This is a genomic window from Planomicrobium sp. CPCC 101110, assembly GCF_007859395.1.
Taxonomy (GTDB): domain Bacteria; phylum Bacillota; class Bacilli; order Bacillales_A; family Planococcaceae; genus Planococcus.
In genome coordinates this window covers 1-25,448 of sequence record NZ_VOHD01000012.1, presented here as the reverse complement: position 1 = coordinate 25,448, position 25,448 = coordinate 1, and the positions used below count along the sequence as shown (strand labels likewise).

Genomic DNA, 25,448 nt, shown 5'->3' with positions numbered 1-25,448 from the left:
CTTATCTGCGAATGTCATTTGTCGCCCTCCTCCCGCTTACTCTAAAATTGTTGGAACTTTAACTTGTCCCGCTTCATGTTCTTTAACGTTTTTCAATACCAATTCCCGGTCCAATCCTGGTACCGATTTATCTTCACGCAGGACATTGACCATTTCCAGCACATGTGTGGTCGGCTCCACATTCTCAGTATCCAATTCGTTCAGCAATTCCATCGCGTTTGTGATTGCTTCTAATTGATCTGCAAAATGCACAGCTTCTTCGTCTGTAATTGCCAATCTCGCTAAATGCGCAACTTCAATTACTTCTTCTTTTGTCATTTTCGCCATTCTTCTACACCTCCGGATTCAGTAAACATACGTTATATCATATCATTTCTCTGGCAAAATGAATAGGGACAGCCCGCAGGCTATCCCCATTTCATCACACTTTAATCATAAATATGGACAATTGGTTCCGTTTGGTTCACTTTTCGGATGACTAAAGCTTCCGGGCCGTTTGATGAAGTCACACTCACTTCGACTTGGACATTTTCAGGGAAATGCTCCATGACCAGACCAGTCAAATATTGTGTGAAACCGATGATTTCAGCCGCTCCATAAAACTGGATCGGTATATCGATCTTCATTTCGCGAAGCTGATCTCCTTGATAAAAGCCGGTCCCGATGACGCTCGTGAAGTTTGAGAAGTATTCCTCAACATCTTGCTTGAAGTTCAGGAATGCGGTGTCGACTTCCCGGTATTTCTCCTCTGTCCCCGATGTCGGGAACACGACATACTCTTCGTTGATCGCTTTCCAATCGGCTACTTCATCAGCTTTTTTAGGAGCCACTCCATAAGCGAAATAAGTGGAAGGGGCGATTGCGTTTCGGGGGCTTTGTTTGAAGAGGCCCACCGTAATCGGTATATTGGCCATGCCCTCTTTCTCGCGCAGGCGTTTGACTATTTCGTTCGCCATCCGCTTTCCTTCTTCTTCAAGCTGTTCATTTGAAATCGTCTCTTCGTACGAAACTCCGTCTTCGGTATTGTAGTATACCGAGTTCAGCGCCAATCCGACCGATACGCCGCCAAGCCTGATTGTATTTTCGTTGGTTTTCACCAAATAGTTCTGTTCAACAATATGCGCCAAAATTTCTGCAGGCGGCTTGTCGCCGTCTTGTTTCTGCCCTTTTGTCCGCTTGTCTTCCGGATTCAAGCCAGCTGGATTGTCTTTACTGGCGCGTCCAAGCCACGCGGATGCATCTTCGTCCGTAATTTTTTGGCCTTCTTGAAAATAATAATCATCCGGCGAAAATTGGTTTTGGGACAAGCGCAGAAGCCCATTCTCCGCTTCTTCGATGTCATAGCGCGAATTCAATCGGTTTATGATTTTCCCTCGTGTCGCACTTTGCTTATAAGGCAGCAGCGTCCGGTAATATTGGGCATCCAATTGCATGCTCGGGATGATTGCCGTTTCTACTTCTTCTTCCGTATTGAGAACTTCCGTTTCATCGTTTGTGGAAGGGACACATCCCGTAAGCAAAAGCATGCTGATCGGAATCCACCATATGCGTTTCATGTAATAATCTCCTTATTTGTTCAATTCCTCGATGAGACGTTCTTCGTCCCAGACGTCCACTTTCAGTTCCATCGCCTTCGCCAATTTCGAGCCTGCTTCTTCGCCTGCAATCAATAAATCCGTCTTTTTGCTGACGCTGCCGGACAATTGCCCGCCAAGCGCCTCGATTCTAGCGCCGGCTTCGCTTCGCGTCATCTGTTCCAGCTTGCCGGTCAGAACAATTTTTTTGCCTGCGAAAGCATTGGTTCCGGCTTCTACGCGGACGCGTTTTCCGGTGTATGTTAAATTGACGTTTGCCGCAGCCAAACGTTCCATCAATGCCTGAACTTCTTCAGTGGAAAAATACGTCACAACCGATTCGGCCATTTTCTCGCCGATTTCATGGATGTCCTGCAATTCCTCGACAGTTGCTTGCATCAGTTTTTCAAAAGAGCCGAAATGCTCGGACAGGATGCGTGCGCCTTTTTCTCCTACGTGGCGGATGCCAAGGCCGAACAGCAAGCGTTCCATGGAATTAGAGCGTGAAGCATCAATTGCAGCAATCAAATTTGAAGCTGATTTTTCTCCCATACGCTCTAAATTCAATAATTGTTCTTTTGTCAGTCTATAAATATCGGATATATCGGAAATTAACCCTTCCCGGTATAATTGCTCAATCACTTTAACACCCAAACCTTCGATATTCATCGCGTTTCGGGACACAAAATGGATGAGCCCTTCCGTGATTTGCGCGGGGCACTTTGGATTCACACAGCGAAGTGCCACTTCCCCTTCAATCCGGACCAGTTCGGCACCACATGCCGGGCAGCTTTCCGGCATTTCAAATGGAACTTCTTCTCCGGTCCGAAGTTCTTTCAGCGAAGCTACGATTTCCGGTATAACGTCACCGGCTTTCCGGACAATCACCTGATCTCCGATGCGGATATCTTTTTCGCGGATCAAATCTTCGTTATGCAGCGAAGCCCGCTGAACAGTCGATCCTGCTACCAGCACGGGATCTAAAATAGCGGTCGGTGTCACAGCACCGGTCCGGCCCACGCTCAGCTCAATATCCCGTAATGTGCTCAGCACTTCTTCTGCCGGGAATTTATAAGCTGTTGCCCATTTGGGGCTTTTCGCTGTAAATCCAAGTTCCTGCTGTTGAAGGAAACGATTTACTTTGATGACGATGCCGTCGATTTCATACGATAATTCCGAACGGCTTTCCGTCCACTTTTCGATGAATGCGAGAACTTCTTCGACACTGCGGCAAACTTGGCGTTCGTTATTTGTCTTGAAGCCAAGCTCTGCGGCATATTGAAGTGTCTCTTCGTGTTCGCTCAGCCCATGCGCTTCGCCGTCTCCGCCGATTCCGTAAATGAAAACATCAAGATTGCGGCTTGCGGTTATTTTCGAATCCAACTGGCGAAGCGATCCGGCTGCCGCGTTCCGCGGATTAGCGAATAGCTCTTCGCCATTTCCAGCGCGTTCTTCATTTAATTGAAGAAATGACTTTTTAGGCATGAACACTTCCCCGCGCACTTCGATCGCAACCGGTCTTTTCAGCTTTAACGGAATTGTCCGGACGGTGCGCAGATTGACGGTGATATCTTCGCCGATGCGGCCATCGCCGCGTGTGGCGCCCCGGACAAACTTGCCGTCCTCATACGTCAGCGATACAGCCAAACCATCGATCTTCAGTTCACAGACATATTCGACTTCATCGCCGGCGCCGTTTCGGACGCGCCGGTCGAAATCGCGTATATCTTCTTCGTTGAAGGCATTCGACAAACTGAGCATTGGCTGGTCGTGGGTGACTTTATCAAAATTGGACAGCGGTGTCCCGCCTACCCGCTGAGTCGGTGAATCCGGAAAAACCAAATCCGGATACATGGTCTCCAAGCCGATCAATTCATTCAGTAATTGATCGTATACAGCGTCCGGCACTTCCGGCTTATCCAGTACATAATAAGCGTAGCCATAGCCCCGGAGCTGTTCGTTCAATTCAATTACCCGCTGTTCTGCTTCTATACGGTCCATTTTCTTTCCTCCCGCTTATTCTTTTTCGATCGGCGCAAATTTGGCCAAGAGCCTTTTGATGCCGACAGGGCTTGGGAAAGCAATATCAAGTTCTGTTTGTTCGCCTTCTCCTTTGACGCTGACCACGGTTCCGGTGCCCCATTTTTTATGCGTTGCACGGTTCCCGGGCTGCCACCCCAATTTGTCGCCGCCTGATTTCTGATAAGCCGGACGTGAAACCGCTGCGCGTTTTGGAGCCTGCTTATAGCTGGTGGCTGCGCCGGCTCTATGGTTCGCTATAGTCGGTTCGATCAAGTCTTCGGATATCTCACCGATAAAGCGGGACGGCATGTTGTAGCTGCTCTTGCCAAACAGGGTCCGCGACGAAGCATGGGTCAAGTACAGCCGCTTTTCAGCCCGGGTAATGCCCACATAGGCCAGGCGGCGTTCTTCTTCCATTTCTTCTTCGTCATTATTGGAACGGGAATGCGGAAAGACATTTTCTTCAAGCCCGATGATGAACACCACCGGAAACTCCAATCCTTTTGCCGCATGCATAGTCATCAAGATGATCGGCCCATCCGCTTCTTCTTCATCATCAAGTGAATCGATATCGGAAATCAAAGCCAGATCCGTCAGGAACGCTACGAGCGATTTATCATCGCTTTGTTTTTCAAACGCCTTTGTTACGGTCAAAAACTCTTCAATGTTCTCTAAACGGCTTTCTCCTTCGATGGTTCTGTCAGCTTGGAGCATCTGGCGGTAGCCGGACTTCTTCAATACTTCTTCCACCAATTCCGTCACTGATAAATATTCCTGCATTTGTGTAAACCCGTCAATCATCGAGCGGAATTCCATCACCGTCTGTGCAGTTTTTGGGGATAAGCCCATAAAATCTACTTCCTGCAGCGCATCCATGATTGTCCGGTCCTGTTCGATTGCGAAACGCGCCATCCGTTCAAACGAAGTTGCCCCTATGCCGCGCTTCGGTTCATTGATAACACGCGACAAAGAAAGATCATCATCATTATTTGCAATCAGACGCAAATACGCCAGCAAGTCCTTGATTTCCTTGCGGTCGTAGAACTTCGTGCCGCCGACGATCGTGTAATTCATGTTCGACTTGACGAACATTTCCTCCATGATCCGCGACTGGGCATTGGTCCGGTACAAAATAGCGAAATCGGATGTTTTGTAGCCTTCCGTATCCATCAGCTTCTGGATGGTCTGGACAACGTATTGCGCTTCCTGGCGCTCATCCCCGGCTTTATGCAAGGTGATTGCCGGGCCTTCAGCATTATCGGTCCGCAGTTCTTTCGGGTAGCGGCTCGTGTTTTTCTTGATGACGTCATTAGCAGCTTGCAGAATCCGTTTTGTGGAGCGGTAATTCTGTTCAAGCATGATCACTTTAGCGTTCGGATAATCTTTTTCAAATGACAGGATATTCGTGATATCCGCTCCGCGCCAGCGGTAGATCGACTGGTCCGAGTCGCCCACTACGCAGATGTTCTTGAACTTGCTCGCAAGCTTTTGGACAAGCTGGTACTGCGCGTTGTTCGTATCCTGATACTCATCCACATGGATATAGTGGAATTTGTTTTGGTAAAATTCCAGAACTTCGGGTACTTTATTGAACAGATTCAATGTTGTCATGATCAAGTCGTCAAAATCGAGCGACTGGTTTTTTTGCAGGCGCTTTTCATAAGCGGTATAAACGTCCGATACCGTTTTTTCATACGGATTGTGCTGATTCATATCCGCTGCAAATTGGCCCGCATCGATGCATTCGTTTTTCGCCGATGAAATGGCATTCAGCATTGTTCTGGGTTCGTATTTTTTCGGATCCAGGTTCTTCTCTTTCAAAACACCTTTAATGACCGTCAATTGGTCGCTCGTGTCCAAAATGGAAAAGTTTTTTGAAAAACCCATGCGGTCGATATCACGGCGCAAAATCCGGACGCACATCGAGTGGAACGTTGAAACCCACATGCGCTCGCCTGTACCGTGCCCCAGCAAGCCGTCAATCCGGTTGCGCATCTCACGGGCCGCTTTGTTTGTAAATGTAATTGCCAAAATATTGGATGGATAAACTTGTTTTTCCAGCACCAAGTAAGCAATGCGGTGCGTCAGGACCCGGGTCTTCCCTGATCCTGCGCCAGCCATGATCAATAACGGGCCTTCTGTCGTTTTGACCGCCTGCTCTTGTTCCGGGTTCATCCCTTTAAGTAGATTTTTTGTTATGATTTCCATTGTGCACCACCTCGAACAATTGTTCTTATTATTATAGCGATTGTTGTTCTGTTTCCGCAACCGCCTGGACAGTTTCAATCGCTTTGCTTATATTTTCGTAAATGATATTCCCCACTACTACTGTATCTGCCGCTGCCGCCATTTCACGCGCCTTTTGTGGCGAGTCGATGCCGCCGCCGTAAAACAGCCTTGTTTTTTCGAGCTGTTCTTTGACCCGTCCAACCAGTCCGATATCGCCATACATGCCGCTGTATTCCAGATAAAAAATCGGCAGCCGGAAAAAATGCTCCGCCATCCGGGCATACGCCACCACGTCTTCCTCTTCTAGATCGGTTTTGGCTTCGGTCACTTCCGCTGCCTTGCAGTCGGCGTTCAGTATGCAATATCCTTCTGGAACCAGTTCCTCCCAGTCCATGATATCCCCGTACTCGCGGATCGCTTCATGGTGAAGCCCCTTGATCCACAGCGGATTTTCGCTGTTTAGCACTGTCGGGATAAAATAAAAATCAAACCCGGGCGTCACGGAATCGATTGTCGAGACTTCCAGCACCACTGGAACGGTATAGCGGCGCACCCTTGCCATTAAATCGAGGACATTGTCGAGTGTGACATCATCGCTTCCGCCAATCAAGATGGCATCAGTCCCGGATTCGCAAATTCGTTCCAAATGTCCATCGGAAATCGATTTGGCTGGATCTAATTTAAATACATGGCGCCACGTTTGAAATTCCAAAATGATTCACCTGACCTTGCGTTTTTTTCATCATCTCATTATAACAAAAAAACCGAACAGAGTCGGTTCTCCGTTCAGTCTTTCGGAAGTTGAAATGGTTTTTCATCTGGATAAAGGCGCCCCAGCATTTCGTCGTAGGCATCGTTGCCATAGTTGAGGCAGCGGCGGACGCGGGATATGGTAGCAGTGCTTGCCCCTGTCTCATTTTTTATTTTCTCGTACGTTTTTTTCATCCGCAGCATATGGGCGACTTCCAGCCGCTGGGACAGCGATTGGATTTCACTGATCGTGCACAAATCATCAAAGAAGCGATATGCCTCTTCCTTGTCTTTCAACGCCAAAATCGCCTCGATTAATTGATCGGTTTGAGGGCCCCGTATTTTATCGACCTGCATATAGCTTCACCGTCCTTTTTTTGTTTCCATTAAGGGGAATAGCGAACCGATCCGCTGATTCCAGGCGCTTCCGGAACAATGTGGATCCATGTCTTTCCTGGCATGAGGCCAATGGGTTCCCCATTATCCGTCGGCACAAGCATCCCTTCCAGGTTGCTCCATTCCGCTTCGCGGACACCGCCGTTTTGAAAGACGAGCGCTTTGCCGCCGCTCGTCAAGTCAATCGATTGTCTTCCTTCCTCATCTATCGTCTCATGGTCCGCTTCGAAAACCAAAACGTTTGAGACTTCCATCGGTTCACCGGAAATGGCATCTGTTGTGGCGGTTCCTCTAGAAGCACGGCTGTATAGCGCCGCAGTTTCATCATATGTAAACTTATTATGGAATTGCTGGCTAGTGCCATACAAAACTTCCAACACAGAAGCCTGTTCCATCAGTTTATCACTTTCCCCTGAGTCATAGAAATAATAAGGCGAACGTCTGCTGTAATCGGCCGATGCCTGCACTTCGTCCATGCCTTTCAAGATATTTTCGTAAGTAATATAGCTATTGTGCGGCGCTATTCTATCAGTCGACCGCTCGAACAGTGTGCCATCATAGAAGAGTCCGTTAATATGTTCAACAGCTCCCGCCTCAAGGAGCTCTTTGGCATCCGGGCTCCAGCCATGAGCAACAAAAAAACCATCATATCCTGCGGCAAGCTCTACAAAATAATCCCTGGCACTCCGGACCGGACCGACAGCTTCCGGAAATCCGCTTTGATACAATGCCAGAAACCGTGTAACACTGCCTTCGGCCAGCATCTCAAACACCATATCCGCTTCGTTCAAACCGGTTTGGGGACGGGCATCCGGGTGATTGTTGATGACGGCCATAATCGGCCGGCTATCGAACGGCTCGGTTCCTTCGATTCCGCTAAACGGCGCTTTATATGACTGCGGTCCTTCAGCCGGCGGGTTTACCGGCTCTTTTTCCGGTTCCTGCCGGCTGTCCGACAAATAAAAAACCGCTCCTGCAACAAGCAACAAAATAGCCAGAATGCCCAATGTCCATTTTTTCATTTTCCTACCTCATGAATGAAGGGAACAAAGTTTTTTTGTTCATAACGTCATAGATTCCTTTTTGCGTGACCCGGATATACGGCAAATGGGTCGCCTGCAGAAACAGGAGCGTATAAATTGCATCGCCTTTTGTATATCCTCGTTCTTTCAAAGCCGCCTTCAATTCCCGTTCTTGTTCAATCAATTGTTCCATCGGCAGATTCGACATGATTCCACCAATCGGAAGCGGCATTGAACAAACTGTTTCTTTGTTTTCTACAAGGACGATCCCTCCCTGCATAAGCTTCATCTGGTTAAAGGCTTCCCACATATCCTCCCGGTTTTTGCCGATCAAAATGATATCGCCTGTATTGCTGTAGGATGAAGCAAATCCGCTTACGTTGGTGGCGAATCCTTTTATAAGCGTATTGACACGCCATTTGCCCTGTTTGTCGAGCAGCATAAGAAAGCTTTCTTCATGGTCAGCCGATAAATTCCCGTTATTGGTGTCGACGCTCACTGAATAAGGTTTTGTAATGACATCATTGACCATTTCCAGTCCGAATGGCATCGAAAATTGAAAATCGTCTTCTGTCAATTCAAAATCCAATTCAAGATCAGGCATGGCCGACCAGTCGATTTTCGGGAGCGCTTGCGTTTTTTCCCCTTCTTTTTTCAGCCAGACGCCTTTTGATATAACTCCGGACGGGACTGGATTTTCCAGTGAATCGAGGATGTTCAAATTCGCATACCGTCCTGTTGCGATAACTCCATGAAGGCTTGTTACGTTGTAATATCTGGCAACGTTATAAGAAGCCATCAAATATGCATCAATTGCCGGAACCCCCGCCTCCAATGCGATTTTTATGCATAAATCCATGATTCCGTCCACATGGAAGGAAGGGGTCGAACCGTCTGTCGTCATCATCAGCTTGTCAAAAACACCGATATCCTTCTCGATAATCCCTTTCAAAAGGGCCGGGAGATCCGGACGAATCGATGAATGGCGAAGTGTGACGCCATAGCCATGAAGCAAGCGCATCTCCACTTCTTCGGCCGTCATCGCTTCATGGTCTCCGTCTGCTCCGAGCAGCCTCATGCGGGCCAGCGTTTTCTCAGAAGCCCCCGGGAAATGCCCTTCAATTTTTTTCAATCCTATTTTCGCCTGTTGAATCCAATACAGCATCTGGTCATCCCCAGCCAGCAGTTTCGGCCAGCCCGTCAATTCACCGCCAAGCAAAACATCCGGCCGATCCAGCCACTCTCCCACCGCTTTTGTAGTAAATAACTGGTCTTCTTCGTTCAGCTCTGTCTGCGAATCAAAACGCGTCCACCAATAAAAAGAAAAAGGCAGGTGGTTCAGCTGATCCAGCAATGAAAACGCTTTCTCGTTTTCTAATGCCAAAAATAAAGCTAAGTTGTCCGATAGGAAGGCAGTTGTCCCGCGCTGGGCGGAGTAGTCTGCAAACGTTTGGGGGTTGTACAATTGATAAGGATGGACATGAGGCTCAATATATCCCGGAACGACAAACTTTCCTGTCAAATTCACTATTTCAGTAGAAGAGTCGATTTTCGGCATTTCTTTCCCCGCATATACGATACGGTCATCTTTGATCCAGATGTTGCCCGTCATCCATTTTTTGAAGATGCTATGTAAATAATACGCATTAGTCAAAACAAGATCCGGAGCTATCTCTTTTGTAATCACTTTCAGTTGTTCTCTGAGTTCAGTGTTTTTCCATAATGGATTCACTTCTATCCGCTCCTTCTGTTACTATTTCAATACATTACATACTAGCATAAAGGTGCATGAAAATACAGTTTCACATGGAAAATAATGAGCATTCCAGTCGTCTTTTGACACAAAAAATCCACGCACAAGGCGTGGATTTTCCATTAATTTGCAACTGGATTTATAAAGGGTTCCAAAACATCTTCTTTATCCACTTCATTGTATGTGAGGACTTTCGACACTGGTTCGTGCGTTTCGCCGTAAAGCTCTTCCACTTTATAGGAATGGATATCTTTGTAAGCTTTTTTCATCGCTTCGTAAATGTCTTCTTCAGTTTCGCCGTTTGGAGCCCAGTACAAGATTTCCATTGAATTTTCCTCACCTGTCGCAACCGACCGACGGCAATAGCCGATCGAGGAGGCGTGTTCAAATCCTTCTCGTGCATAAAAGCGCAAACGTTTCTCGGTATCTGTATCTTCATACTTTACGGGTTCCACTTCAAGGATGATCGGTTTGTTTTTATCCTTCAGCATCTGCAAGGTCTTTTTGCCAAGGCCCATGCCGCGGGACTCTTTAGAAACGAACAAATAATCGACAAAGGAAAAGTCTGAGAACTCGGCGTACATCAGTACATGGTGCGGGCCTTCATCCTTGTAATAGACATTGCCTTTTTCTTTCAGCAACATCTCCATATGCTCTTTTGATTTCATTTCTTCTACCGGAAAATACTGATTCAACTTTTCATACCAATTCATCAAATTGCTCCCTTCAAATTAAAAAAATGCGCTAACCTTTCAGCCTATCAAGGCCGTGTCGTTCTGGAGAGTGGATAGAGGTAACTGTGGGCCGTTTATAATTTAACTTAAATCTATACCCAATTGGCTGAGGAATAAAACAAAATGGCACAAATCCATAGGAACTTGTGCCATTTCTAATCTTATAAAATAATTATATCATTTTTACCCCTGATTTACGATTGTTTTGCTCGCCAACCAATATCCGAACGAAAGAAAAACTGATTCCATTGAAGGCGTCCCAATTGCTTATAGACATTTTCCTGGGCATCCTGTATCGATGTTCCGGCTGCAGACACAAGCAATACGCGGCCGCCATTGCCGACAAATCCGTTTTTCTCCCTCTTGGTTCCGGCATGGGTGATTTCCACACCCTGCAATTCAGATAGATCGGGAAGCGCATGGCCTTTTTCCACTGCTCCGGGGTAGCCTTCGCTTGCCACTACAACACCAAGAATCGCCCGTTCATCCCACTCCAGAGAATAATCGCCGCCGCCTAGAATAGCATGGATAAACTCGGCAAAATCGGATGCCATCCGGGGAAGCACGACTTGCGTTTCCGGATCGCCGAAGCGCGCATTGAATTCAATCACTTTCGGGCCATCTTCGGTCAAGATGATGCCGGCATATAAAATCCCATTGAACGGAGTGCCTTCTTTCTGCATTGCTTCGACCGCCGGTTGGACAATGCGCTCGAACGTTTCGCTAACAACAGACTCAGGAATCTGTGGAACCGGTGAATAAGCTCCCATGCCTCCTGTATTCGGTCCACGGTCGCCGTCGTATGCCCTTTTATGGTCTTGGGAAATAGGCATCGGGTAAATTCCGCCGTCCTGGACAAATGACATGAACGAGAATTCTTCGCCTGCCAGGAATTCTTCAATCACAACTTTCGAACCGGAGCTTCCGAATTTCGCATCTTCCAGCATATCAGTGACAGCGGCTATGGCTTCGCCTTCTGTCATTGCGACAACTACGCCTTTGCCGGCAGCCAAGCCATCCGCTTTTATAACAATCGGCGCCCCGTGTTTGCGGATAAATGCTATAGCCGGTTCAGCTTCTGTGAACGTTTCATAAGCAGCGGTCGGAATCTCATACTTCTTCATCAATTCTTTTGCGAATGCTTTGCTGCCTTCGATTTGCGCAGCAGCTTTTGAAGGGCCGAAAATCAGCAGATTTCTTTCATGGAAAAAGTCGACTATGCCTTCGGCAAGCGGCTGTTCCGGACCGACAAACGTAAAATTGATTTCATTTGCTTCGACGAAATCCGCCAATGCGCTAAAATCCATTTCATCGATTGCCACCAGCTCTGCTTCTGTTTCCATTCCATCGTTGCCTGGAGCCGCATAGACGCGCTCCACAGCAGAAGAACGGGAAAATTGCCTAACGATAGCGTGTTCTCTGCCGCCACGGCCAATGACCAATACCTTCATATAGATCCACCTCGCTTAGTGTTTGAAATGACGAACGCCCGTAAAGACCATGGCAATACCGAATTCGTTCGCTTTGTCGATCGACTCTTGGTCTTTTTTCGAACCGCCCGGCTGGATGATCGCTTTGATGCCAGCTTTCGCTGCAGCTTCCACTGTATCGGACATCGGGAAAAACGCATCAGATGCCATAACAGCCCCTTGTGCCCGTTCTCCCGCCTGCTCAAGGGCGATTTTAGCAGAACCGACGCGATTCATCTGTCCTGCACCGATGCCAAGCGTCATATCTGCATCGCAAACAACAATGGCATTCGATTTAACGTGCTTTACAACGTTCCAACCAAGTTTCAGCGCTTCGAGTTCAGCTTCTGTCGGCTGGCGTTCTGTCACTACTTGAATTTCAGCATCTTCATATCCCAGCTCATCCGGCTGCTGGACAAGAAGGCCGCCTTCGACAGTCACTATGTTCCAGCGATCTTTTTTCGCCCATTCGAATGGTATTGTCAACAGGCGGATATTTTTCTTTTGTGTAAGTATTTCAAAAGCTTCTGCCGTGAAAGCCGGAGCGATAACAATTTCCAGGAAGATGCCGGCCAATTGCCGAGCCGTATCCTCATCCACTTCCCGGTTCAACGCGACGATTCCGCCGAAAATCGACGTAGCATCCGCTTCATAAGCTTTGGCGAAAGCTTCACTGATTGTTTCGCCTGTGCCTGCGCCACAAGGGTTCATATGCTTGACCGCAACAGCAGCAGGCATTGTGAACTCTTTGATGATCTGAAGCGCCGCGTTGGCGTCTTGAATATTATTATACGACAACTCTTTGCCGTGCAATTGGTCTGCGTTAGCAATCGAAAAATCAGAACCGAGCGGACTGCGGTAAAAAGCCGCTTTTTGGTGCGGGTTCTCCCCATAGCGAAGCGACTGGTTCAATTCATATGTAAGGGTCAATTGATCCGGGTATTCCTCTCCCGTAAGTTCAGTCAAATAATTGGATATGTAAGAATCGTACGCTGCTGTGTGGCGGAAGACTTTTGCGGCAAGGCGGCGGCGTGTTTCGGCTGTTGTGCCGTTTTGTTCACGAAGTTCGACCAAGACCGCTTCATAATCCGAAGCATCAACGATAACTGCCACATACGCGTGATTTTTCGCAGCTGAACGGAGCATCGTCGGTCCGCCGATATCAATGTTTTCGATGGCATCTTCCACTGTTACGTCCGGTTTTGCAATCGTTTCGCGGAATGGATACAAGTTGACGCACACGACATCAATTGGGGCAATGCCATTTTCAGCCATTTCACGCTGATGCTCCGGGTCGTCCGCTTTCGCAAGCAATCCGCCGTGAACCAGCGGATGAAGCGTCTTAACGCGGCCGCCAAGAATTTCAGGGAATTTTGTCACTTCATCGACAGCGGTGATCGCGACGCCATTGTCTTCCAAAAAGCGCTTGGTGCCGCCTGTCGATAAAATTTCATAGCCCATCTTTTCAAGCTCTTTAGCAAAATCCAAAATCCCTGATTTGTCCGATACACTCAATAACGCTCTTTTTTGCACTATAAGTCCTCCTGTATGTTGAATTAATAGCCATCAATTCAGTGCTCTTCGAGTAAAAAATCCATTGCAGACCGCTCCTCCGCAAAGCACCGGCCTAAAACCCGTGCTTTGGCGCAGAAAGCGGTGGATCACCAAAATGGGTTGGAACACCTTACCTGGCGAACAATTCCTGAAGCGTCGCCGGATACAGCTCATGCTCCAGCTTATGGATTTCCGCTTCTACTGCCGCCCTGTCACGGCCTTCAATCGGAAACGATTTTTGGGAAATGATTGATCCGGTGTCCATTCCGGCATCCACAAAATGAACTGTGACGCCTGCCATCTCCGCTCCCGACGCTATTGTCTGTCCAATGGCGTCCTTGCCAGGGAAAGCCGGCAAAAGAGACGGATGGATATTTACGATCCGGTTGTCATACGCCTCAAGCAACACCGGCCCAATCAAACGCATATATCCTGCAAGAACAATCCATTCTACCCCGTATTCTACGAGTTTTTCTTTCAGCATTTCTTCATACAGCCCTTTGGAATCAAATTGGGCCGGAACAAAAGAAAACGACTCGATTCCAAGTCGTCTTGCCCGTTCGACTACAAATGCCTCCGGGCGGTCGGTCACTACAAGCGCAAGTTCCGCATTAAGCTTGCCCGTTTGGATTGCGTCTGCAATCGCCTGAAAATTAGAGCCGTTCCCTGAAGCGAAAACGGCGATTTTTGGTTTAGTTGCCATGTAAGCTGCCGTCCTGTTCACCAGAAAATTGAACACCCGCTGCCTCAGAAACTCGACCGATGATAAACGCTTGCTCACCATTTGAAGTTACCGCATCCAATACACGGTCCGCATCTTCAGGTGCAACAGCCAAGACAAAGCCGATGCCCATATTGAAAACCGAATACAGATCCCGGTCTGCGAGATTTCCTTTTTCTTTCAATAAGTTAAAAACATCAAGCACCGGCCAGCTGCCCAGCTGAATTTCCGCTCCTAGTCCCGCTGGCATCATCCGCGGAATGTTTTCGATAAATCCGCCGCCCGTTACATGCGCCATACCGTGGACGTGAATGTCTTTTGACACCGCAGCAACTGCCTTGGCGTATATTTTTGTAGGCGTCAACAGCACATCGCCAAGAGCGCCTAACGCTTCATAGCCTTCCACTGCCTGGTTCAGCGTAAAATTGTTATCTTCAAAAACAATCTGGCGGACAAGCGAGTAGCCATTCGAATGGATGCCGCTTGAAGCTAGTCCGATCAGCACGTCACCCGCTTGGATGTTTTCGCCTGTGACAATTTTGGATTTCTCCGCAGCGCCAACCGCAAAACCGGCAATGTCGTATTCGTCTTCTTCATAAAGCCCCGGCATCTCTGCCGTTTCACCGCCGATCAATGCAGCGCCGGCTTCGACGCAGCCATCTGCCACGCCTTTGACAATTTGCTCGATTTTTTCCGGCACCGCTTTGCCGACTGCAATATAATCAAGGAAAAACAACGGTTCTGCACCTTGTGCCACGATATCGTTGACGCACATTGCAACGCAATCAATACCGATCGAATCGTGCTTGTCCGCCATGAAAGCAAGCTTTAATTTTGTTCCGACTCCGTCCGTTCCGGATACCAAAACCGGTTCTTTCAAGTCGAGCGCCGACAAATCGAACATGCCGCCAAATCCTCCGAATGCCCCCATTAAGCCTTTTCGTGCTGTTCTTTCCACATGGGATTTCATGCGGTTGACTGCTTCATAGCCCGCTTCGATATTAACGCCTGCTTTTTCATATGCTTTTGACACGTTGTATCCTCCTATCGCACTGTTTCTTTTTCATGCGGCAATACTGTACTCGGAAAAATATTTGTCGGGTATTCCCCTGTGAAACAAGCCAAGCAATGGCCGCATTTCGAGCCCGGATCGGTTCTGCCGATATTTTGCACCATGCCGTCCACTGACAAGAACGACAGCGAATCGGCGCCGATGATTTCACGCATTTCTTCTATTGTATTGTTTGCCGCAATCAATTCACCCGACGTACTGATGTCGATGCCATAGAAACATGGGCTTTTGATCGGGGGTGAAGAGATGACTACATGCACCTCTGTCGCGCCCGCCTCTTTCAGCAAATTGACGATATGGCGGGAAGTCGTGCCGCGGACGATGGAATCGTCGACCATAACGACGCGTTTGCCTTTGACCACCTGGCGGACCGGCGACAATTTCATCTTCACGCCTTGTTCACGTAAATCCTGCGACGGCTGGATGAACGTCCGGCCAACATAACGGTTCTTGATAAGCCCAAGTTCGTATGGAATGCCGCTTGCTTCCGAATACCCAATAGCAGCCGAGATGCTTGAATCCGGCACGCCGGTTACGACATCCGCTTCTATTTTGAATTCTTTTGCCAATTGGATGCCGAGGCGTTTGCGAGCCGCATGGATATTGACTCCGTCAATATCGGAATCGGGGCGTGAAAAATACACATACTCCATTGTGCAAATTGAACGTTCTTCAGGGTAAGCAAATCGTTCTGCACGTACGCCTTCATTTGTGACAATCAAAAATTCGCCAGGTTCGACTGAACGGACAAATTCCGCTCCCACGATATCAAAAGCGCAAGTTTCAGATGCTACCACCCAGGCATCGCCCAGCTTGCCTAGCGACAATGGGCGCAAACCGTTCGGATCAAGCGCAACATACATCGCTTCTTCCGATAAAATAATACAAGCAAAAGCACCTTTTAAAAGAGACAATGCATTCTTTGCTTTTTCTTCAAATGTTGCATAACCGCTGCGTTTGATCAAATGAGCCAATACTTCTGTATCGGACGTTGTTTGAAAAATGCTGCCTTGGCGCTCCAAATGGCCTTTCAGTTCGGTCGCATTCACCAAGTTGCCATTATGCGAAATAGCCAAACTGCCAGTTGTTGAATTGAACAAGAGCGGCTGGACATTCTCAATGCCGCTGCCTCCTGCTGTTGCATAACGGACATGGCCGATTGCCGCATTCCCTGCAATTTTTTCAATTTTTTCAGGCGTGAACACTTCACTGACCATGCCTTCGCCTTTTAACGGTTTTAGTGACTGTCCGTCTGTTGAAACAATTCCGGCGCCTTCTTGCCCGCGATGCTGCAGCGCATGCAACCCGTAATAGGTCAATTGAGTTGCATTGGCATGTCCCCAAATTCCGAAAATACCGCATTCTTCGTTTAAGCTTCTGATTTCAGCAAGCATGGGATAGCTCCTTTCCAAGCTGAGCGAAGCGCATCGACTGATTCATTGATCCAAGCCGTGCCGTCTTCACTTTTGATGATTACCTGTTCTCCAGTGACAGTACCGATCCGCTTGGCATCTTTGACGATTGCTTCAAACCCTTCCACATGTTCCGGTGATACAGAAACGATAAAGCGTGACTGTGATTCGCTGAAAAGAGCTGTAGTCGCTGAACCTGAAAGCGTTGCTTCGATCCCTAATCCGTTGCCGAATGTTTTTTCCGCAAGTGCGACAGCTACACCGCCTTCTGCCACGTCATGTGCAGAAGCGATAAGGCCTTGCTTGATAGCAGTCAGAATCTGCGTTTGGCGCTCTGCTTCAACAGTCAGATCGATAGCTGGCGCTTTTCCGAATATGCGGCCTTCAACAAGTTTTTGCAGCTCACTTCCGCCGAACTCCGTCATGCTTTCACCGATCAGATACACAACATCGCCAACGTTTTTAACGTCTTGCGTTGTTACGTGAGCCAAATCTTCTACAAGACCGACCAAGCCAATTGTCGGCGTCGGGTATATGGCTGTACCATTTGTTTCATTGTATAAAGAGACGTTTCCGCCGATAACTGGTGCGTCCAAAATCGTACAAGCTTCTGACATGCCATCAGCCGCTTTTTCCAGCTGCCAGAAAATCTCAGGCTTTTCAGGATTCCCGAAGTTCAAGCAATCGGTGATTGCCAGCGGTTTTGCACCTGATACGACCACGTTGCGTGCCGCTTCCGCTACCGCAATCTTGCCGCCGGTTTCCGGATCCAAATAAATATAGCGGGAGTTGCAATCTGTTGTCATTGCCAAGCCTTTGTTCGTGCCGCGCACACGGATTACCGCTGCATCAGACCCTGGGCTGACTACCGTGCTCGTGCGAACTTGGTGGTCGTATTGATCGTAAACCCACTCTTTTGAAGCGATTGTCGGCTGCTGCAGCAAGTTCAACAAAGCTTCCTGATGATTCTCCACTTTTGGCTCAGCATTGTCCATAGCCTGGTATTCTGTAAAATAAGCAGGAATGCTTGATGGCTTGTGGTAAACCGGCGCATCTTCTGCGAGTGCGTCGACAGGAACTTCCGCTACCACTTCCCCTTTATGAAGAAGGCGGAGTGTGGAATCGTCTGTTACTGTTCCAACGGTCACAGCATCCAGGCCATACTTTTCAAACAGCTCAACGATTTCCGGCTCGCGGCCTTTTTTCACAACGATAAGCATACGCTCCTGTGATTCGGACAACATCATTTCATATGCAGTCATGCCAGTTTCACGCTGCGGTACGTGGTCCAAGTTCATTTCAATTCCAGATCCGGCTTTTGATGCCATTTCAGCAGATGAAGAAGTAAGTCCAGCAGCGCCCATATCTTGAATGCCGATAAGCGCATCCGATTTCACAAGCTCCAGGCAAGCCTCGAGCAATAGTTTTTCCATGAATGGATCGCCCACTTGGACTGCTGGGCGGTTATCCCCTGATGACTCCGTTAATTCCTCTGAAGCGAATGTTGCTCCATGAATGCCGTCGCGGCCAGTTTTCGCGCCGACATACATAACCGGGTTTCCTACGCCTGAGGCTACGCCTTTTTGGATATCTTCGTGATTGATCAAACCGACACACATGGCGTTAACCAATGGGTTGCCATCGTATGAATCGTCGAATTGCACTTCGCCGCCTACTGTCGGGATTCCGATGCAGTTTCCGTAGCCTGCGATTCCAGCAACCACTTCTTCAAACAAATATTTCACGCGCGGAGTTGTCAGTTCGCCGAACCGAAGCGAGTTCAGCAAAGCAATCGGACGGGCACCCATCGAGAAGACATCGCGGATAATGCCGCCGACACCAGTTGCGGCTCCTTGATAAGGTTCAATGGCAGATGGGTGGTTATGCGATTCCATTTTGAAGACGACTGCTTGGCCATCACCGATGTCAACGATGCCCGCACCTTCTCCTGGTCCTTGCAAAACACGGGGTGCTTTTGTCGGGAATTTGGAAAGAACCGGTTTTGAATTTTTATAAGAACAGTGCTCAGACCACATTACCGAAAACAGACCGGTTTCCGTGTAGTTTGGCGTTCTTCCCAAAATTTTCTCAACCATTGCAAATTCCGCATCTGATAAGCCCATTTGCTGATAGATCTTCTGTTCTTTAATCTGTGATGTATTTGGCTCAAGCATGAGTGACATTTGCTTCCCTCCACTGTTTTACAATTGATTTGAATAATGCGAGTCCATCGTTGCCATTGATCAATTCGGATACAGCACGCTCAGGGTGCGGCATCATGCCGAGCACATTCCCTCGTTCATTGATGATGCCCGCGATTTGGTTGCGGCTGCCATTGAAATCATCTGCATATGAAAAGACGATTTGATTGTTTTTCTGAAGTTGCTCATACGTTGCATCGTCGCAATAGTAGTTCCCTTCGCCATGTGCGATTGGAATCTGAATCTCTTGCCCTTTTGCGTATTCGTTTGTGAACAAAGTATCGGCATTTTCCACTTTCAGGCCGACTGTCTTGCACATGAATTTCAAGTTCTTGTTGCGCAATAGCACACCTGGAAGAAGTCCTGCTTCCGTCAATATTTGGAACCCGTTGCAAATGCCAAGAACCGGCTTGCCGGCTTCTGCCGCTTTTTTCACTTCATCCATCACTGCCGAGGACTGGGCAATTGCGCCGCAGCGCAAGTAATCGCCGTATGAGAAACCGCCTGGCAAAAGGATTCCATCGTATTTGCTTAAATCTTTCGAATCATGCCAAACGTATTCCGCTTCTTCACCCAACTCATCCTTGATCGCATGATACATATCCAAATCGCAATTTGAGCCTGGAAAAACAATCACTGCGAATTTCATTGGGAGACAGCCTCCTCAACTTCAAAACGATAATCTTCAATTACAGTATTCGTAAGCAATTTTTGGCACATTTCATTTACCAAAGCGTCCACATCTTGTACGTCATCCGCAATATTCAATTCCAAATATTTGCCGATTCGGACATCCTCAACTCCACCATAACCCATTTTATGAAGAGATCCCATAACCGCAGAGCCTTGTGGGTCTAATACGCTTTCTCGCAATGTCACATAAATTTTTACTTTTTTCATAATTGTTGACCTCCCAGTCGAGTTAAAATGAGTTCGTATGCGTCAGTTAAGTTGCCGAGATCCCGGCGGAATACATCTTTATCAAGCTTCTGTTTTGTTTTTGCATCCCATAGGCGGCATGTATCCGGAGAAATCTCATCCGCCAGCAGGATTGCGCCATTTGAATCACGGCCGAATTCAATTTTAAAATCGATCAAATCGACGCCGATTTCATTGAAGAAACCGATCAATACTTGATTGATGACAATTGCTTTTTCACGCAGCTGCGCTACTTCATCCGGAGTCGCCAGCCCAAGCAGGTCAATATGGTCTTCGGTGATGATCGGGTCGCCGAGTTCATCGTTTTTCAAGTAAAACTCGATAATCGGGCGGGCAAGCACAGTGCCTTCTTCAATGCCAAGGCGTTTTGCCATGCTGCCAGCCACGATATTCCGTACTACGACTTCAATCGGGATAATGGAAACTTGCTGAACCAGCTGTTCACGGTCGGACAATTGGCGAACGAAATGAGAAGCAATTCCCGCTTTCTGCAATTTCTCAAATAATAACGAAGTTATTTTATTGTTCAGCAGACCTTTTCCGGCGATTTCCGCTTTTTTCTCACCGTTGAAAGCGGTCGCTGAGTCTTTATATTCAACCCACAAAATTTCCGGTTTATCTGTTGCATATAAGCGTTTTGCTTTTCCTTCGTACAATAGTTGACCTTTTTCCATTATGAAAGCCCCCGTTTAGTTTAGTCCAAGTCGATTGAAAATCATGTCTACTTGCTGTATGTGATAGTTATAGTCAAAGCAATCATCCAACTCTTCTTTTGTTAAATGAGAAGTGATGGTTTCGTTCGCTTCCACAATCTTCCGGAAATGCGTCTGGTTTTCCCATGCTTCCATCGCGCAAGGCTGAACCGTGTCATATGCCGCTTCACGGGCAAGGCCTTTGTCAATCAGCGCAAGCAGTACCCGCTGTGAATAAATAAGCCCTAGCGTCGAATCCATATTGCGCTTCATGTTTTCCGGGAACACAGTCAAGTTTTTCACGATATTGCCGAAACGGTTCAGCATGTAGTTGAGGGCGATAGTCGCATCCGGCAGTATTACACGCTCGGCAGATGAATGCGAAATGTCCCGTTCGTGCCATAGAGGAACATTTTCATAAGCAGTTATCATATAGCCGCGGATAAGGCGGGCAAGTCCGGTCATGTTTTCAGAACCGATTGGATTGCGTTTGTGCGGCATCGCTGATGAGCCTTTTTGGCCTTTTGCGAAAAATTCTTCCACTTCACGGGTTTCTGATTTTTGAAGGCCGCGAATTTCCGTCGCAAATTTTTCAACTGATGTCGCAATCAATGCCAACGTGCTCATATATTGGGCATGCCGGTCGCGCTGAAGCGTTTGTGTGGAAATCGGCGAGGCAGCAAGGCCCAGTTGTTTGCACACATATTCTTCAACAAACGGATCGATATTGGCATATGTCCCAACGGCTCCGGACATTTTTCCGGTTTCAATCGTCTTCGCAGCTGCTTCAAAACGCTCTAGATTGCGCTTCATTTCTTCGTGCCACAATGCCAGTTTCAAACCGAATGTAGTCGGTTCTGCATGAACGCCGTGGGTGCGGCCCATCATGACCGTCATTTTATGTTCTATTGCTTTGTTTGCTAAAATCTCGATAAAGTTCGTTAAATCTTTGCGAAGGATTTCGTTCGCTTGCTTAAGCAAATATGACAATGCCGTATCCACGACGTCAGTTGATGTTAACCCGTAATGAACCCATTTTCTTTCTTCACCAAGGGTTTCCGATACTGCTCTTGTAAAAGCGACCACATCGTGGCGGGTTTCTTCTTCGATTTCCAAAATACGATCTACCGAGAACGAAGCGTCTCTCCGGATTTTCGCCACATCTTCTTTTGGAATATCCCCAATTTCCGCCCAAGCTTCACATGCCAGAATTTCAACTTCCAGCCAAGCGTTGTACCGGTTTTCATCTGTCCATATGGCACCCATTTCGGGCCGTGTGTAACGTGCTATCATCTTTTAGTTCCTCCAATTATTCCGGCCAAATGCCGGATTCGTCTATTTCTTTTAATGTTGCATCCAAGTTTTCAGTCAAAATGGTGATATGCCCCATTTTTCGTTTGTGTTTTGCTTCTTCTTTGCCGTAAAGGTGGATGGACCAATTTGGGTAGTGGGAAATTTTCGATGCAAGCGGCGCCACATGTTCGCCTAACACATTCACCATTACCGTATCTGACCACAATTTCGGTTCTCTGAGGGGCCAGCCGCAAATTGCGCGGATATGCTGATGAAACTGGGATATGTTTGTTCCTTCAATTGAATAATGGCCGGAATTGTGGGGGCGCGGCGCCAATTCATTTACTACAATATTGCCGTTTTCCAACACAAACATTTCAACAGCCAATGTCCCTACCATGTCCAGGTGTGCAGCGATTTTCCGCGCCGCTTCTTTTGCTTGTTCCAGCGTACTTGCCTCAATACGCGCCGGCACAATGGTTTGATGGAGAATATGGTCTTTGTGGATATTCTCTCCCACTGGCAGCACCGTCATTTCGCCATGTACGTTGCGCTGGATAATCACTGAGATTTCTTTTGTGAAACGGACGAAAGCTTCTGCTACGCAATCACCATTTTGAAATAGCGGTTCTGCCAAAGGAAGCTCTTCGTGTGAAGAGATTGTTTGTTGTCCTTTTCCGTCATAACCGCCAGTTGCGGTCTTAACGACAAAAGGGAAATCCAGCTGAGCGCTTTTCTTCACTAACTCTTCATAACTGGTTGCTTCTATATAACTGGCAATCGGTACGCCGGCAGCTGCAATTGCCCGCTTTTCAAAAATGCGGTTTTGCGTCACCCGGATCAACTCAGCCCCTTGTGGGACATAGGATGTTTCCGCCAATTTCGCCAAGCCGGCTACATCAATATTTTCAAATTCATAGGTGATGACGTCGCTTACTTCAGCCAGCTCATCAAGTGCTTCCATATCATTAAACGGAGCGATAATCTGGATATCCGCTACCTGCCCTGTCGGCGAGTCCATGCCCGGATCAAGGACGGCGATCTTAAATCCCGCTTCTTTAGCGGCCAATGCCATCATGCGCCCTAATTGACCCCCGCCAATAATGCCGATTGTCTGTCCTGGCAATATCGTCTTTGTCATATCAAGTCACCCGAACTTTCCAACACTTTTGCATTTGTTTGATTTCTTCTTTCCTGCAAAGCATCAGCTATTCGAGAATCAACAGTTCCCAGTATTTGAGCGGCAAGAAGACCCGCGTTCGTTGCTCCAGCTTTTCCGATAGCTACTGTCGCAACCGGTACGCCTCCTGGCATTTGCACAATCGATAGAAGTGAATCCAGGCCGTTCAGAGCTTTGGATTGTACCGGCACACCAATTACCGGCAATGTCGTCTTAGCAGCGACCATTCCTGGTAAATGGGCGGCCCCGCCTGCTCCAGCGATAATAACACGCAATCCTCGTTCCCGTGCTTCCTCCGCGTAGGAAAACATTAAATCCGGCGTGCGATGAGCAGAAACTACTCGTTTTTCATAAGAGATGCCCAGCTCATCTAATATATCACATGCATGTTTCATCGTTTCCCAATCACTTGTGCTTCCCATTATTACACCGATTTGCGGATTCATTCTATTCTCTCCTTATAAACAAATAAAAGTCCCTAAGTAAACTGCTCACTTTACGTGAAAAGCAGAATACTTAAGGACTTTGTTGCATACAACGAAATATCAATAGGCAACAGCATAAGCCCATCTTTCGTCAAGTCTCTATAAGTTGCTTTCCCGCATAGTCCGGACATTACGGTGTCCTGGTAGAAACGCAGAAGCCAATCCTTCTGCATATATGGGGTATCCTCAACCATCATAACAAGTTGAGTATAGCGAGTCAATGATAAACTCGAACGATACATGACCAAAAATTATTATCGTTCGGTTTTTACAAAAGATGGTTGCTAGTTTTCCATTTTTATGCCTTTAAATTTCACAATTTGCTTTACTGGCACCGGTTCGCCGTTAACTTCCTCAAACACAGGCTCTTCCTTGCGTCCCATGGCCATATAGCCCTGGGATTTCATACGTTCCAAGCAGGCATCCAAGGTTTCGTTCTCGCCAACTTCAAACCACACAGTTTTTTTGCTCATTTGAACAGATTTCCCTTCCGTACAGTTTTGACCCAAAACCCTCCATGAATCGTTTTCGGTTCATAGGTAATAATAAAAGCTTTCGGATCAATTTCTTGAATAGACTTATACAAAGCCAGTTCCATTTTCCGCGGAGTAAGAATTTGCATTGACTGGCGATCGCCATCTCTTCCATTTGCCGTCCAGTCTGTTACACCATATCCTTTTTCCCTCAATAGGCGCGGCAAAATTTCTCCTGCATCACTTGTAATTACATTTACTGTTATATATCCCAACGCCATCTTTTCTTCGATTTTTGAACCGACAATGACTCCTGTACCAAATCCTATGGCATAGGCGATTAAATTTTGAATCTGATCTAAATTATCAAGCACCAGTCCTAATCCTACTATATAAATGACAGTTTCAACTATACTGACCCCAGCAGCGATATACCGATAGCCTTTTAGGGTTAAAATCATCCGTATAGTTAAAAACGCTACATAAACGATATTTATAGTAAAAATTATAAGGATCATCAACCAAGGATTTATATCCACTAACTTCTTCCTCTCTTCACTCAATTATTAAGTTACATACTAGTTTAATTAACAGGGGAATGCAAGGATACAGCAAATTCAGCCTTCTTTAAAAACACTCGCTTTCTAAAGGAATTGGCATACCTTTTGCAGAATAGAACTACACAATAAAATGGACAGAAGCAACAAATTTTAACCAGCCCATTGAAAGGAGTAGATCGAGTTGAAACAAGCATTGTTGATTATCGACGCCCAACAAGAACTGATTGACGGCAATCAAAATGAACCAGGTGTAACAGCTAAAGAAAAATTGATCCATACTATCAACAAGGTGATTAAAAAAGCTGTAAACCTTGCCATTCCTGTTATATTTATTCGTGATTCTGATGTTTCTGACGGTGAAGGAGCAGGTTTCCAGATCCATTCCGCTATTGCAATGCCAGAGAAGGCGGCAATATTCGATAAGAAAGCAACAAACGCTTTTTATGAAACTCCTCTTCTCGATTATTTACAGCAGCAAGAAATCGAACATCTTGTTATTATGGGATGCAAAACCGAATATTGCATCGATACGGCAGTTCGTACCGCTACAGCCAATAAATTCGATGTCACGTTAGTCAGTGACGGGCATTCCACTACCACTTCTGTTGTATTGCCAGCGGAAAAAATCATCGCGCATCATAATAAAACTTTGCACGGATTTGATAACATAGAACATTTTTCTTTGGTCCGTGATAGTGAAGAAGATATTTTTTCCCCGGCTCACCATAACTACCGTTGAATAAATGAAAAAAGCCAGAACCGGAAACGGTTCTGACTTTCTTTCTGGTGCCCAGCGACGTCCTACTCTCACAGGGGGAGACCCCCAACTACCATCGGCGCAAAAGAGCTTAACTTCCGTGTTCGGGATGGGAACGGGTGTGGCCTCTTTGCCATCATCACTGGACTCTTTTTTTAGA

The 25,448-nt window shown here is 47.1% G+C and carries 24 protein-coding genes, 1 rRNA gene and 1 riboswitch; of the genes, 1 reads left to right on the top strand and 24 read right to left on the bottom strand.

Features of this window, described 5'->3' with window-relative positions:
- Window positions 1–36: 36 nt before the first annotated feature.
- The 23 genes from gatC to FQV30_RS16925 form a co-directional block, all read right to left on the bottom strand.
- The gene (gatC, locus tag FQV30_RS17035; protein WP_106534813.1) at window positions 37–327 is read right to left on the bottom strand and encodes an Asp-tRNA(Asn)/Glu-tRNA(Gln) amidotransferase subunit GatC; all 291 of its coding nucleotides are present in this window, start codon (window positions 325–327) and stop codon (window positions 37–39) included.
- Window positions 328–428: 101 nt separating this feature from the next.
- Entirely contained in the window at window positions 429–1,556 is a 1,128-nt protein-coding gene (locus FQV30_RS17030) for a CamS family sex pheromone protein (protein ID WP_146501334.1), read from the bottom strand.
- A gap of 12 nt (window positions 1,557–1,568) precedes the next feature.
- Window positions 1,569–3,575: an NAD-dependent DNA ligase LigA gene (ligA, locus tag FQV30_RS17025; protein WP_146501333.1), complete on the bottom strand. Its 2,007-nt coding sequence runs from the start codon at window positions 3,573–3,575 to the stop codon at window positions 1,569–1,571.
- A gap of 15 nt (window positions 3,576–3,590) precedes the next feature.
- The gene (pcrA, locus tag FQV30_RS17020) at window positions 3,591–5,804 is read right to left on the bottom strand and encodes a DNA helicase PcrA (protein WP_146501332.1); all 2,214 of its coding nucleotides are present in this window, start codon (window positions 5,802–5,804) and stop codon (window positions 3,591–3,593) included.
- A 31-nt stretch (window positions 5,805–5,835) separates the two neighbouring features.
- Complete coding sequence (gene pcrB / locus FQV30_RS17015; protein ID WP_146501331.1) at window positions 5,836–6,537, bottom strand: heptaprenylglyceryl phosphate synthase; 702 nt, start codon at window positions 6,535–6,537, stop codon at window positions 5,836–5,838.
- A gap of 74 nt (window positions 6,538–6,611) precedes the next feature.
- A complete protein-coding gene (locus FQV30_RS17010) occupies window positions 6,612–6,932 on the bottom strand; it encodes a YerC/YecD family TrpR-related protein (protein WP_146501330.1) in 321 nt (106 codons plus the stop codon).
- A 29-nt stretch (window positions 6,933–6,961) separates the two neighbouring features.
- Window positions 6,962–7,993, bottom strand: coding sequence for a DUF3048 domain-containing protein (locus FQV30_RS17005; RefSeq protein ID WP_146501329.1), 1,032 nt, complete (start codon window positions 7,991–7,993; stop codon window positions 6,962–6,964).
- A 4-nt stretch (window positions 7,994–7,997) separates the two neighbouring features.
- Entirely contained in the window at window positions 7,998–9,725 is a 1,728-nt protein-coding gene (locus FQV30_RS17000) for an adenine deaminase C-terminal domain-containing protein (RefSeq protein ID WP_146501328.1), read from the bottom strand.
- Between the two features lie 143 nt (window positions 9,726–9,868).
- Window positions 9,869–10,459: a GNAT family N-acetyltransferase gene (locus FQV30_RS16995; protein ID WP_146501327.1), complete on the bottom strand. Its 591-nt coding sequence runs from the start codon at window positions 10,457–10,459 to the stop codon at window positions 9,869–9,871.
- Between the two features lie 215 nt (window positions 10,460–10,674).
- Window positions 10,675–11,931 (bottom strand): phosphoribosylamine--glycine ligase, encoded by a 1,257-nt coding sequence (purD, locus tag FQV30_RS16990; RefSeq protein ID WP_146501326.1) that lies wholly within the window; start codon window positions 11,929–11,931, stop codon window positions 10,675–10,677.
- A 15-nt stretch (window positions 11,932–11,946) separates the two neighbouring features.
- Window positions 11,947–13,482: a bifunctional phosphoribosylaminoimidazolecarboxamide formyltransferase/IMP cyclohydrolase gene (gene purH, locus FQV30_RS16985; RefSeq protein ID WP_146501325.1), complete on the bottom strand. Its 1,536-nt coding sequence runs from the start codon at window positions 13,480–13,482 to the stop codon at window positions 11,947–11,949.
- A 151-nt stretch (window positions 13,483–13,633) separates the two neighbouring features.
- Entirely contained in the window at window positions 13,634–14,206 is a 573-nt protein-coding gene (purN, locus tag FQV30_RS16980) for a phosphoribosylglycinamide formyltransferase (RefSeq protein ID WP_146501324.1), read from the bottom strand.
- Window positions 14,196–15,257 carry a phosphoribosylformylglycinamidine cyclo-ligase gene (gene purM / locus FQV30_RS16975; RefSeq protein ID WP_146501323.1) on the bottom strand — a complete coding sequence of 354 codons (1,062 nt, stop codon included), beginning with the start codon at window positions 15,255–15,257 and terminating at the stop codon, window positions 14,196–14,198. Before purM ends, purN begins: the two co-directional genes overlap by 11 nt.
- Window positions 15,258–15,268: 11 nt before the next feature.
- Complete coding sequence (gene purF, locus FQV30_RS16970) at window positions 15,269–16,690, bottom strand: amidophosphoribosyltransferase (protein ID WP_146501322.1); 1,422 nt, start codon at window positions 16,688–16,690, stop codon at window positions 15,269–15,271.
- Window positions 16,666–18,891, bottom strand: a complete 2,226-nt coding sequence (gene purL / locus FQV30_RS16965; protein WP_146501321.1) for a phosphoribosylformylglycinamidine synthase subunit PurL — start codon at window positions 18,889–18,891, stop codon at window positions 16,666–16,668. Before purL ends, purF begins: the two co-directional genes overlap by 25 nt.
- Window positions 18,875–19,558: a phosphoribosylformylglycinamidine synthase subunit PurQ gene (gene purQ / locus FQV30_RS16960; protein ID WP_146501320.1), complete on the bottom strand. Its 684-nt coding sequence runs from the start codon at window positions 19,556–19,558 to the stop codon at window positions 18,875–18,877. Before purQ ends, purL begins: the two co-directional genes overlap by 17 nt.
- Window positions 19,555–19,809, bottom strand: a complete 255-nt coding sequence (gene purS, locus FQV30_RS16955; RefSeq protein WP_146501319.1) for a phosphoribosylformylglycinamidine synthase subunit PurS — start codon at window positions 19,807–19,809, stop codon at window positions 19,555–19,557. The genes purQ and purS overlap by 4 nt, the downstream gene beginning before the upstream one ends.
- Complete coding sequence (gene purC, locus FQV30_RS16950; protein WP_146501318.1) at window positions 19,806–20,522, bottom strand: phosphoribosylaminoimidazolesuccinocarboxamide synthase; 717 nt, start codon at window positions 20,520–20,522, stop codon at window positions 19,806–19,808. The genes purS and purC overlap by 4 nt, the downstream gene beginning before the upstream one ends.
- Window positions 20,523–20,537: 15 nt before the next feature.
- Entirely contained in the window at window positions 20,538–21,833 is a 1,296-nt protein-coding gene (purB, locus tag FQV30_RS16945) for an adenylosuccinate lyase (RefSeq protein WP_146501317.1), read from the bottom strand.
- Window positions 21,834–21,849: 16 nt separating this feature from the next.
- Window positions 21,850–22,974 (bottom strand): 5-(carboxyamino)imidazole ribonucleotide synthase, encoded by a 1,125-nt coding sequence (purK, locus tag FQV30_RS16940; RefSeq protein WP_146501316.1) that lies wholly within the window; start codon window positions 22,972–22,974, stop codon window positions 21,850–21,852.
- Window positions 22,971–23,459, bottom strand: coding sequence for a 5-(carboxyamino)imidazole ribonucleotide mutase (purE, locus tag FQV30_RS16935; protein WP_146501315.1), 489 nt, complete (start codon window positions 23,457–23,459; stop codon window positions 22,971–22,973). The genes purK and purE overlap by 4 nt, the downstream gene beginning before the upstream one ends.
- Before the next feature lie 138 nt (window positions 23,460–23,597).
- Window positions 23,598–23,697, bottom strand: a riboswitch (purine riboswitch).
- An 85-nt stretch (window positions 23,698–23,782) separates the two neighbouring features.
- On the bottom strand, window positions 23,783–23,971 hold the full coding sequence (locus FQV30_RS16930; RefSeq protein ID WP_146501314.1) for an NETI motif-containing protein: 189 nt from the start codon (window positions 23,969–23,971) through the stop codon (window positions 23,783–23,785).
- The gene (locus FQV30_RS16925) at window positions 23,968–24,489 is read right to left on the bottom strand and encodes a DUF2179 domain-containing protein (protein WP_146501313.1); all 522 of its coding nucleotides are present in this window, start codon (window positions 24,487–24,489) and stop codon (window positions 23,968–23,970) included. The genes FQV30_RS16930 and FQV30_RS16925 overlap by 4 nt, the downstream gene beginning before the upstream one ends.
- A 223-nt stretch (window positions 24,490–24,712) precedes the next feature.
- Here FQV30_RS16925 and FQV30_RS16920 point away from each other — a divergent pair, with 223 nt between their 5' ends.
- Entirely contained in the window at window positions 24,713–25,270 is a 558-nt protein-coding gene (locus FQV30_RS16920; RefSeq protein ID WP_146501312.1) for a cysteine hydrolase family protein, read from the top strand.
- Window positions 25,271–25,319: 49 nt separating this feature from the next.
- Here FQV30_RS16920 and rrf read toward each other — a convergent pair.
- Window positions 25,320–25,435 (bottom strand): 5S ribosomal RNA (rrf, locus tag FQV30_RS16915).
- Window positions 25,436–25,448 lie beyond the last annotated feature (13 nt).